The organism is Ginsengibacter sp., assembly GCF_057362405.1.
The window spans coordinates 40,648-48,754 of the sequence record NZ_JBMQQG010000188.1; the positions used below are offsets into that span (position 1 = coordinate 40,648).

An 8,107-nucleotide genomic window follows, 5' to 3' on the forward strand; every position below is an offset into this window, starting at 1 on the left:
ATTCCCGGGTTTATAAAATTATCCTTCCCGTATATACACTATCTGCAGCAAGCGTTTCATTGGCGCTTACGAAGCCTATCCATGTTTCCGCATTGCCCTTCATTGATTTCATTGGCAGCATAGCCTTGCCGTCTTTTCTTATGAAGGCGCTTATTTCATACATGGCTTCTTTGCTTTCCGGAAAATAAGCAACCATCAATACTTTATCTTCCTCTTTAGCGGTGCCGGTCCCGGTATTATCAACCCAGCTAAATACTACATCACCATCATCGTTAGCTAACGCAGACGCATACACGGCGCCTGGCAACATACCCATAGAGACCAGGATCAACGGGTACTGCAGCGATACTGCAGGTTCTTTTACAATTGCCCGGTTCATGATGGCGCTGGTAGCCCTGTTGTAGCCGGTGCTGGTAGCTCCGTTTGGGGGGAAGCTGGTATTAAAAAAGCCTGAGCCGGAAAATGGTTTCGTAAATTCATTACAAACTTTTATTTTTTGCTGTTGCACCGCCCTCTTTTCACTTGTAACGGTATCTTTTCTCCTGGTTCTGCTGCGCATAAAGCTTCCACCATTTCTTATATAGCCGGTTACGGTGCCCACCTTGCCGGTGAAGCCGCCATTAATGCCGTTAATAATTCGTGCCATAGTTATTGTTTAGATTGATTGGTCAATAGATTGCCAACTGATTTTATAATAATTGCTTATATCAATAAACGAAAAGAAAGCTTATTTATTACGTAATCAGTTCGCTCCTATAGATCGGATACATATCGAATACATAGCGGCAACATATCGTAAATGGACATAAGCAAATAGTGCGGGATTACTATTGTCGCCATCGTTACGCCATTGCGGGGCACACGAATACCCTTTAAAGTTTTAGAGACTCCCTGCTAGTTTATCCTGAGCAAGTTTACCCTGAGTATATCGAAGGGAAGGAAGGGGTAATCTCACAATTAGAATCATAGCCCCATAATTCGTATGTAACTCCAGCTTTAATATTTTATTGTTAATTCAATATATTTGAATCTCTAATAGAAATACTTAAAAAGAGGTTGGCTTCAATGTAGCATTATAATACATAATTAATTTTAAATAATCATATAGTTCTTCATCGGAAAATGTGCTTAATAATCTATATGCAACCTTATGACAATTCCTATACTTAGCTCCATTTCCACAAAAACATTTTTGTACTCGATTAGGCTCACTCCGTTCTTTGATAAAAAGTAAACCTCTTGCAATTATATCTAAATTATCAGTCTTAAATAGATCGTTAAAAAACTCAATATTTCCCTCAATGTTATGTGAGCGCTCATGTAAAAAAAAGCCATGAAGTTCTCTGTACTTCTGATTAAAAAAGTAAGGAATGAGTTGAGTTGCTATAAACTGCAGGAGAGTTATGCCTTGCCTGCAAATAGATATTTCTTCAGGAATAGCTTTTACGCAACAATGCCCATCATGAAATACATGCCAGTCGATATTAATGGGAATTCTTCCGTTTGTTTCAAACACGTGAGGAAAGCGAAGTGGATAATTAGGCGTTGGCAGTATTCGTATAAAGTAACTATCAATTAATATACCTCCCTCATCCTTTAATTCTAGTTCCCCAGCAATATATGGCGCTCCACCTTCGACTTCTATAAACGTTAACTTCTCATAGTGTTTATTAATATCAACAGCTTCTTTTTTAAAGTTTAAAAAGCCATCACTCATTTTCCCCAAGGATTTGATGTACCGGCCCCTATAGCAGTAGCTATGTGTATTCTAGAATTGGTTTGTTCTTTTTTATCTTCACCGTCAGGAAATCTGTTATGCCGTAGGCCAGAAAGCCCATTCCTCCTAGCATACTTTGTATCCATCCTACGCCATGTGTCAATTTAAACCATCCGTGAAACAGAATGATTACTGCCACAGCAATACGAAGGAAAAGTTTTCCGAGATTGTCATTTTTTAACATCATGGCTAAAAAGTTTTTGTTAAAGGTAAGAACAGTAAATATAGTTTGAATAATTTTTACTCATATCAGTTCCCTTCTTCGTCCAGTATTTAGAAGGTTGTATTTCCCACTGTTGGTGCAAGCGCATCCTATCATCAGCATAAACTTAGCCCCCATCATGGCGCAAGGTATCACCACTCTCTTGGTTGTGTCATAAAGAAAGTTGCGTTGGCCTTTAGTTTTGTCGTCTAGCCAAGTGCGTTAGCAATACTTCCCGTAGAACGGGACAAGTCGTGTCGTATTGAAGAGATGCTTATATTAGCACGTATGAGCCGTAAATATAAATTCTCATAATTCCGGCTTGTAACGACACAAATGGTGCATGACGTCGTATCCTTCTTAGCCGCTTAAGGGTTCCTCTATCACACCTTTATCCTCCAATTCTTTGTATGTTTGTGAGCGATTTATAATCTCACTTGAAAAAAACCGAAAACTTAGAAAATAAGAAAAGGCAGAAGCTGCCAGGCCCGCCGGATCAAAGTATAAATTCACTCCCCGGGCAACTTGATGCTTACAAAAAAGAAAAAGATATCCTTCTTGCTTTAAGCAATGACATTACCAGGGTAAGGGAAAAGAATGACCTTATCCTTCTATTTAAACAACGGATCAAAGGACTATTTCACATTACCCATACGATCGTTACGTTGATTGATTACAAAGACGAAACCTATGTTCCCTTTTTGTTGGATAACGACGGTTCTCCCATCCGTTCGCATGAAAGATATGCAGAAATGGTACAATCTCGTTTTCCCCTAAACGAACCCTTTGCACAGGCAGTGTTGCATGCAGATGAACCTGTATCTTTTATACTGGAAGAAATAATGGACAAGCCGCAAAGCCCTGCTTTTCTCCGCGTTAATTATGAAAAAGGCGTGAGAGAAATTCTAATGACCCGGCTGATGAAAGAAGGTAAGCCAATGGGCTTTATACATACTTATACCGATATGCCGGGCGGTTTCATCAACGAATTCAGAAGTATTATGAAGGGGATTGCCCCCCTGTTATCGAGCGCCGTATCCAATATTATCAAAAATGAGGAGGTGCTTAATAAGGAAAAAGAAAAATCATTCCTTCTTGATTTTAGCAGCGACATCGCAACGGTAAGAACCAAAGAGGACCTTGCCCGAGCCGTTCGCGCCGCAATAGGAAAATTAAATCAAAAGAGCGGCTACGTCATTCGCAGGATCAATGAAGATAATACGACAATGAGTCCTTATGTTTACGATCTCGGTGTACAGCAGCATGATCAAAAGATAGTTAGTGCCCTGGAGAAAGCCAGCTATCCCATCAATGACGGGGTACAGAACCGTGTACTGAATAGCTCCATTCCATTATTGTTTAATGTAGAGAGAGAAATTCAACGCGGCATCACCTCACCCTATTTGCAGAATTGGAAAACAATGGGATTCAAAAACTTTTTAGGTATCCGCTTGCGCAACGGGGAAACGAATCATGGAATTTTGTTCCTCGATATAGAAGAGATCAATGTGCCGTTGTTACAAGGTATTTGTGCACAAATATCCATCGCCATGGCTAATATAATGGCCAACGAGCAAATTCATAAAAAACAGGAGGAGCAGGCCTTCCTGCTGGATTTCAGTAATGATATTACACAGGTAAGAACAAAGCAGGAGCTTGAGGCCGCTATTATGAAAGTAATAGACAAAACCATGCATACTCAACTCGCCATGATCCGGGTTGTAGATGATGATGGCTTGCATATGAACACATTTATGTTTGACAGGACTTTGTTTGCACAGGCAAAAGCGGATTTTGATAAAATGTCCGCCAACCGGATCACTATCGAAGAACCTTATACAGCGCAGGTGTTGGCAAGTGAGGATGGAATGGTATTTAATGTGGAAGAAGAATTAAAAAGTGGCAATGCATATGCCAAACTGTGGAAAACAACCGGCCTGAAAAATATGTACGGCCTGCCTATGCGGGTGGGCAAAAAAAATATCGGTACCATCTGGATGCTGGCAAACCGCCTGAGCCAATTAATGCTAAAAGGTATATGTGCCCAGATATCTATTGCCATCGCTAACATACAGGCTAATGAAAAACTACTGGCTTATAAAAAGCAACTGGAGGTAGAAAATGATTACCTGAAAGAGCAGATCAGGACCATTTATAATTTCTCGGAAATTATTGGTGATGGCGACGCAATGCAAAAAGTATACCGGCTGATATCCCTGGTGGCAGATTCAACTACAACTGTGTTGGTATTGGGCGAAACCGGCACAGGTAAAGAACTCATCGCGAGGGCTATCCACAATGCATCGCCCCGTAAAGACAAGGTGATGGTGAAGGTTAACTGTGCAGCATTACCGGCAAATCTTATCGAAAGTGAATTGTTCGGCCATGAACGTGGCGCATTTACCGGGGCCATTGACCGGCGCATAGGTAAATTTGAATTAGCCAACCATAGCTCTTTGTTCCTTGATGAAATTGGAGAACTGCCACTTGAGGCACAGTCAAAGTTGTTGCGTATAATACAAGAACGTGAACTGGAACGGCTGGGAGGTAGACAAACTATAAAGATAGATGTGCGGTTAATTGTTGCCACCAATCGCAACCTGGAAGATGAAGTAAAGGCCGGACGTTTTCGTGCGGATCTTTATTTCCGGCTGAATGTATTTCCTATCATCCTGCCACCTCTTCGTGATCGTTCAGAAGACATTGAACCACTTACTCATTTTTTTGTACAGAAATATGGCAGGAATACCGGTCGCAAAATCAAAAAGGTGGTACCAAAAGTTATACAACAGTTGCGCAGCTATACCTGGCCCGGTAATATAAGAGAGTTGGAGCATTTAATAGAACGCAGCATATTATTGACAACTAATGATGTATTAGATGATGTACATATACCCGAGAATACCGATACGCAAAAACAAGAGCAGGCGTATCTTTTAAACCGTTCGCTGGAAGAAGTTGAACGCGGTCATATTATTGAAACATTGAAACGTTGTGCCGGCAAAATTTCAGGCACCGGCAGCGCTGCTGAAGTATTGAAAATCCCCGGCAATACTTTGCATTCCAAAATGAAAAAGTTACGCATCAGCAAGAGCGATTATTTTGCCTGATAATTAATCTCACAAGGCTTTGCATTCTCCCTTTATAAAGTGAAATAAGAAGTGCATTCACGAAATACAGTGAAAAATAACTATGCTGTTCACGGGTATAGTACTGATTTTCAATAATTTGATCAATTGGCATTTGGTTGGCCTATATTGGGCAAACACTATCACAATTAAAAAATCAAATTATGAAGATCGTAGTAATCGGAGGCTCTGGCCTCATTGGAGCAAAAGTAGTTAACCTGCTTCGTCGTTCAGGTAACCAGGTAATCGCCGCCTCTCCGGCCACGGGTATCAATACTATTACGGGGGAAGGATTAGCAGAAGCTATGAGGGGCACGGATATCGTTATTGACCTCGCCAATTCACCATCGTTCGAAGACAAAGCAGTTATGGAATTTTTCCAGACTGCAGGTCACAACCTGTTGGCAGCGGAGATCAATGCCGGCGTAAAACATCATGTCGCACTTTCCATTGTTGGGGTAGACGTCATGCGAAATATTGGCTACATGCGTGCAAAAAAAGTTCAGGAAGACCTTATTAAACAATCAGGCGTTCCTTACACCATTATCCGCAGCACACAATTTTTAGAATTCCTGAAAGGCATTGCCGACCAGGCTACCGAGGGAAACGAAGTTCATCTGTCGGATGTACAATTTCAGCCAATTGCTGCAGATGATGTAGCCGCTTTTGTAGCAAAGTATGCTCTCGCCGCCCCCCTGAATGGCAGGGTAGAAATAGCAGGGCCGGAACGTTTAGGGATGTATGAATTTGTTGCCCGCTACCTGCAACATTCAGAAGACCCACGCAAAGTGGTAGCTAATAACAAACCAACCTACTACGGCGGAGCCATTACGCATACCGCATTGGTACCGGCCGGGCAGGCAGAGTTGGGAGCCATCAACTTTGAAAAATGGTGGGATAATCAATTACAAAAAGCCTGACGGCAAATGATCTGCCACCTGTTGGAACGAAGATGACGGGTGACAGCTTGCCGGGGCAGTTGTAACGGGAATGCACTTTCCACCTGTTCGTGCACCAGGATATCCCTACGCCGGCGTATGTGGTCCTTACGAAAACCGGTCAACAACACGGCAAGTCAACAGGTAGCAGATCAAAATTTCATCGCTTGCAAAAACAAATCATTCATGTATCAAATTCAAACATCATGAACCTTTTCTTCATATACCATTCAGCAAAAAATGCAGAAAGCGAAGCAGGTAAACATATACTCGTTCCGCTCCAAAATCAAGAACATAATACGAATGAAGGCAGCGAGTTTCTTGATGATGCCATTCGAATGAAAGAGCAGCCATTACTGTATATGGAAGAAAGCGTCGTAACCGGATGGCAGCAGAACTCATTACAGAATCCGAACTGCCCGAAGAAATATAAACTCAATTAAAAAATCAAAAAATACAATCATTATGAAAAACTATCAATCACCCGTAGACGCTTTGGATGACCTTAAAAAAAGAGGTTATGACGCAGACTTTGGACCGCAATCAAATTGCCTCTACTGCAGCAACCTTGATGTGCGGCTATACGAAGAAGAATTTCATTTAGATGAAGCTTACCACTTTCAGGGAGATTCCAATCCCGGAGATAACGCTGTCGTATATGCTCTCACTTCTCCGACCGGGGTAAAAGGCACTATATTGGATGGACCTGGCGGATGCTCAGACAATACCAGTTTTGACACTGCAAAGAAACTATGAAAGCATCCTCCTCATCTTCGTCCAGGTATACAGGGAGTTGCGTTGGCGCAAAGTTTGGTTGCCTGGCTTTGTGTGTTGACGATAGTACCTTGTGCCGTATTGAAAAGATGCTTATATTAGCAGGTATGAGCTCATGCTGGCCTTAGAACGGTAGCTGCAAAGGAAGCCGGTTGGTACAATGCTTAAAACTGCCTCATCAAAATCTCCTTGAAGGAATTTATTGCAATCATAGAAAGCCACAAGATGAATAATGCAGATTTTTCTATTGCCTCGTATGCACTTTTTTGAGTAGCGGTAAAGTATCCGTTGTTTTAGTTTTTTTGTTTCAAATGATTCGTCTTTCGTCTTTTTATTGAGGCAAGTTGAAAAAAAATTATTGCTGCAACTGTCGTCGTTACTGTGTTTTGTTGATGTAAACAGAATTTCTTTAAAATAATTTTGCAGCAAACAATATCGCATACTATCTTTGCGGTCCGCTTTTGAAAAAAGGCAAAAGTTCTTCTCTAAAAAATACCATCAATCACCAACATATTTCTAATTTTTTACAGAAAGATTTGGTGGGTAAAATAAAGGCTCTTACTTTTGCACTCCCAAATAAAAATGGGTGGTCAAAAAAAGGCCAAAAGATCTTTGAAAGTTTGGAAGTAACAGCACAGAATTTTTTAAATTCTACAAGGTAAAGTTTAGCGTAACAAATTAGAATTTTGACGTTGATTTTCGATGAGAAAATTTATAGTCAGATCAAACAACATTTACAATGGAGAGTTTGATCCTGGCTCAGGATGAACGCTAGCGGCAGGCTTAATACATGCAAGTCGTGGGGCAGCAGGTGTAGCAATACATGCTGGCGACCGGCAAACGGGTGCGGAACACGTACGCAACCTTCCTTTAACTGGAGAATAGCCCCTCGAAAGAGGGATTAATACTCCGTAACATATTGATAAGGCATCTTATTAATATTATAGCTCCGGCGGTTAAAGATGGGCGTGCGCCTGATTAGGTAGTTGGCGGGGTAACGGCCCACCAAGCCTTCGATCAGTAACTGGTGTGAGAGCACGACCAGTCACACGGGCACTGAGACACGGGTCCGACTCCTACGGGAGGCAGCAGTAAGGAATATTGGTCAATGGACGCAAGTCTGAACCAGCCATGCCGCGTGGAGGATTAAGGCCCTCTGGGTTGTAAACTCCTTTTATCTGGGAAGAAATCCATATATTCTTATGTGGTTGACGGTACCAGAGGAATAAGCACCGGCTAACTCCGTGCCAGCAGCCGCGGTAATACGGAGGGTGCAAGCGTTATCCGG

The 8,107-nt window shown here is 41.8% G+C and carries 7 protein-coding genes and 1 rRNA gene; 6 read left to right on the forward strand and 2 right to left on the reverse strand.

All coding sequences use genetic code 11. The features are described from left to right. Nucleotides 1-10 precede the first annotated feature (10 nt). Together ACO1O5_RS16450 and ACO1O5_RS16455 are read right to left on the reverse strand one after the other, a co-directional pair. Nucleotides 11-646: a DUF6266 family protein gene (locus tag ACO1O5_RS16450; RefSeq protein WP_486272135.1), complete on the reverse strand. Its 636-nt coding sequence runs from the start codon at nt 644-646 to the stop codon at nt 11-13. 399 nt (nt 647-1,045) lie between these two features. After that, on the reverse strand, nt 1,046-1,717 hold the full coding sequence (locus tag ACO1O5_RS16455; protein ID WP_486272137.1) for a hypothetical protein: 672 nt from the start codon (nt 1,715-1,717) through the stop codon (nt 1,046-1,048). 699 nt (nt 1,718-2,416) lie between these two features. Here ACO1O5_RS16455 and ACO1O5_RS16460 point away from each other — a divergent pair. The 6 genes from ACO1O5_RS16460 to ACO1O5_RS16485 all read left to right on the forward strand — a co-directional run. Next, the gene (locus tag ACO1O5_RS16460) at nt 2,417-5,089 is read left to right on the forward strand and encodes a sigma 54-interacting transcriptional regulator (RefSeq protein WP_486272139.1); all 2,673 of its coding nucleotides are present in this window, start codon (nt 2,417-2,419) and stop codon (nt 5,087-5,089) included. A gap of 182 nt (nt 5,090-5,271) precedes the next feature. Continuing rightward, nucleotides 5,272-6,027, forward strand: coding sequence for an SDR family oxidoreductase (locus ACO1O5_RS16465; RefSeq protein ID WP_486272142.1), 756 nt, complete (start codon nt 5,272-5,274; stop codon nt 6,025-6,027). Nucleotides 6,028-6,251: 224 nt separating this feature from the next. Beyond that, nucleotides 6,252-6,488 (forward strand): hypothetical protein, encoded by a 237-nt coding sequence (locus ACO1O5_RS16470; RefSeq protein ID WP_486272143.1) that lies wholly within the window; start codon nt 6,252-6,254, stop codon nt 6,486-6,488. A 22-nt stretch (nt 6,489-6,510) separates the two neighbouring features. Continuing rightward, the gene (locus ACO1O5_RS16475) at nt 6,511-6,801 is read left to right on the forward strand and encodes a phosphoribosylpyrophosphate synthetase (protein WP_486272145.1); all 291 of its coding nucleotides are present in this window, start codon (nt 6,511-6,513) and stop codon (nt 6,799-6,801) included. Then, complete coding sequence (locus ACO1O5_RS16480) at nt 6,798-6,947, forward strand: hypothetical protein (RefSeq protein WP_486272147.1); 150 nt, start codon at nt 6,798-6,800, stop codon at nt 6,945-6,947. Before ACO1O5_RS16475 ends, ACO1O5_RS16480 begins: the two co-directional genes overlap by 4 nt. 608 nt (nt 6,948-7,555) lie before the next feature. Continuing rightward, a 16S ribosomal RNA gene (locus tag ACO1O5_RS16485) occupies nt 7,556-8,107 on the forward strand; the annotation flags it as partial.

Coding starts and splice junctions, on each gene's coding strand:
- ACO1O5_RS16450 (WP_486272135.1), bottom strand. CDS start 646: ATGGCACGAATTATTAACGGCATTAATGGCGGCTTCACCGGCAAGGTG.
- ACO1O5_RS16455 (WP_486272137.1), bottom strand. CDS start 1,717: ATGAGTGATGGCTTTTTAAACTTTAAAAAAGAAGCTGTTGATATTAAT.
- ACO1O5_RS16465 (WP_486272142.1), top strand. CDS start 5,272: ATGAAGATCGTAGTAATCGGAGGCTCTGGCCTCATTGGAGCAAAAGTA.
- ACO1O5_RS16470 (WP_486272143.1), top strand. CDS start 6,252: ATGAACCTTTTCTTCATATACCATTCAGCAAAAAATGCAGAAAGCGAA.
- ACO1O5_RS16475 (WP_486272145.1), top strand. CDS start 6,511: ATGAAAAACTATCAATCACCCGTAGACGCTTTGGATGACCTTAAAAAA.
- ACO1O5_RS16480 (WP_486272147.1), top strand. CDS start 6,798: ATGAAAGCATCCTCCTCATCTTCGTCCAGGTATACAGGGAGTTGCGTT.